Origin of the sequence: Paenibacillus agaridevorans, from assembly GCF_003112455.1 — a bacterium.
GTDB classification, from domain to species: domain Bacteria; phylum Bacillota; class Bacilli; order Paenibacillales; family Paenibacillaceae; genus Pristimantibacillus; species Pristimantibacillus agaridevorans.
Genome location: NZ_BDQX01000171.1, coordinates 43,467 through 46,510 on the forward strand (window position 1 = coordinate 43,467; position 3,044 = coordinate 46,510).

At 56.5% G+C, this 3,044-nt stretch carries 1 protein-coding gene; it reads right to left on the reverse strand.

Annotated features, from left to right (window positions below):
• Positions 1–3,044, reverse strand: a 3,044-nt coding sequence (locus tag PAT3040_RS15380) for a family 78 glycoside hydrolase catalytic domain (RefSeq protein ID WP_108993434.1), incomplete at both ends; no start/stop codon positions are given.

Below are 3,044 nucleotides of genomic sequence, written 5' to 3' on the forward strand. Positions count from 1 at the left end.
GTCTCCATCCCTTTTTAACGCGTCTTCACCGACACGATCGCCATCCAACCGGATCGTCATGCCGGGCGATGCCGGAACCGCAATTTCCGCTGTCGTATTAGCAGGGATGGTTGCGGCTAACGTTAAACCGTGTTCGTCCGCTTCCCATTCGACTCCGATCATCCCGTACAGCGTTTCGTGCTTGCATCGCAGCCATTCGAATCCTGGAGCCGGGAGCGGGCTGATGATAAATCTTTGACTGCCATATTCCCCTTCGGGAATCTGGATGCCGGCAAGATAGCGGTACAGCCATTCGCCGACGGAACCAAGCGCGAAATGATTAAACGAATTCATCTCCGGATCCTGAAATCCCTTTTCCTCCGTCCAGCCGTCCCATCGCTCCCAGATCGTCGTCGCTCCTTGCAGTACCGGGTATAACCAAGAGGGAAACGATTCTTGAAGCAGCAGTCGAGACGCCGCGTCATGCTCGCCATTGTCGGACAGTACCGGCAATACATAGCTGGCTCCCATGAAACCGGTCGTCAAATGCCATCCGCGCTCTTCGATATCCCGGAGCAAGTGGCGCATGGCGGCTTGTCTGCCCTCGCTTGTCAGCAGGCCGATCTTCAACGCAAGCACATAAGCCGTCTGAGATTCTCCCTCTATGCGCCCATCCGCATCCACATGCAATGTCTCGAATGTGATTCGCAGTCTGGCGAACATCTCCCTATAGCGCGCTTCCCCCGTCTCGTCCCCGACTACTCGCGCCATGTCGACCATCAGGGAGACGCTGTATGCGAACAACAATACATTCATTAACGGTCTCGGCGTCTCCGCGCCGTAAGCCAGATGGTCGCCGAAGCTTTCCGTCCGTCTGACGAGCCGCTCGTCGCTGTCTTGCACCAGATAATCAATATAACGCTGCATCGCCTCGTAATTGTCTTTGATAAATCTTCGATCGCCGTATACTTTGTACATTGTCCAAGGAAGAATAACGCCTCCGTCGGCAAAAAACACATGTCCTCTGCCGAAATGCTCTACGAACGGGGCGACATCGGGGAACGCGCCATCCGCTCCTTGCGCGTCCCGAATATCCGTCAGCCACTTGCGGTAAAAAGCCGCGCTGTTCATGTTAAATGTCGCCGTTCTCGCAAACATATGAGCGTCTCCCATCCAGCCAAGCCGCTCATCCCGCTGCGGACAATCCAGCGGAATGCCAATGAAGTTGCCTCTTTGACTCCAGCGAATGTTGTCCATCAATCGATTTACAAGCGGATGCGATGTCGTCAGTTCGCCCGCGTCGCGAAGCTCGGAGTGAACAACGATGCCTGTAATCGCGGACAACTCCAGTTCGCCCGGATACCCTTCGATCTCGATAAATTGAAATCCGTGATAGGTGAACAACGGTTCATAGCTTTCTTCCCTGTCCCCCCTGGAAATATAGACATCCGTTTGTTTGGCCGTCCTCAGGTTAGCCCGGTACAAACGTCCATCCGGTCCAAGCCGTTCCGCGTAGCGAATGCGAATGCGGGCGCCTTCTATTCCTTTTAACCGAAGGCGTATCCATCCGGTTATATTTTGGCCCATATCGATGAGAAAGGTCGACTCGTCCGCACGCCTGACCGATTTCGGCTCGATTTCAAGCATGGGACGTATGGGCGGTCCTTCACTAGCGGCCATGCGGCCGCTTGGCACATAGTCGGATCGGACGGCTTTTCTCCATGGAGACTCCAGCAGTCCGTTACGCGCATCGCAAGTTTCTCCCATATAGAAATCCGAGGACACGACAGGACTGTCCATCACTCGCCAATTCGGGTCCGTTCGGACAATTTCCGTCGTGCCGTCGGCGAATAGGACATGAAGCTCCGCACGGAAGGCCACGGAATGGCCGTAATGATACGGACCGCAAATGCCGAGATGCCCGGCATACCAGCCCGGGCCGACGATGGCTTCGATCCGGTTGTCTCCCGCTTGTAATAATGAAGTCACATCGTACGTTTGATACGGTATGCGAATACGGTAATCCGTCCAACCGGGAGCCAGCGCATCCGTTGATACCGGACGATCGTTTAATGCCGCGCGGTAAACACCTAATGCGGATGCGTAGAGGCGAGCTTGTTTCACCTGCTTAGCCACATGGAAGGTCCTGCCGAATTGCGGGCAGATTCCGTATCCCACGTTTACCGGGTACAAAATTCGTTTATAGACCTCCCAGTCGCCTTCGCCGAATACGCCGATCGGACATGCGGGCCTCCACGCGCCGTCGTTGTATTCGGGCAGCATCCAGCCCGGTTCTTCCATGCCCGTCGTTTTCCATCCTGCGTCCGTTCCATACGTTATGGTTCGTCCGTCCGCATAGATGACGGCGAGAACGGCGACAAATCCCTTCCGTTCCCCGTCCGAGCAGCCGGCTATAATCCGGCGGCCAGGGCCTAGCAGGGCCGTGACGTCCAACGTGACCGACTGCATGTAAGGGTAATACAACCCTTCGTCTTGACCGTCCACATAGATGTGCAGCGCGTCTGCCGCAAATACTTCCAGCTTCGCCGACAACGGCTCTTCCTCCGGCAGCGTCACTCTGAGACGAAAGTATCGTTTCGCCGACTCCCCAGGCATTGCCCGATCCGCCTGATCTGCCTGATTCGTTTGGTCCGCCAGATCCCACAGCACTGCGGCGCCGCGCAGACGATCCGGCTCGGGCTCGGGCGCAACCCGCTCCGGATCGGCGATCCAGTCCGCCGTCCATTCCTCTTGGGACAGATATCCCGTCTCGAACAGGCTTGCCCCGCTCCACCCGCAGTCCTCGCCCGCCTTGTTCCATACTTTGACTTTCCAATAGTAAATTCGACGGGCTTGCAGCGGCAGACCGCCGTACGTAATATGCTGCGACAAGCCGCTCTCCACCGTGCCCGTGTCCCAGATCAAACCATTGATGCGATCCAGCGCTTCCAAATCTTCTGCAACGATGAGCCTGTAAGCGGATTGTTCGATTCCGCGTTCCGCATCCGAGCCATCCTCAAGCCGAGCGGCTGCGAGCCGCCAGCCGAAAGCGGGGCGCAAGTTAT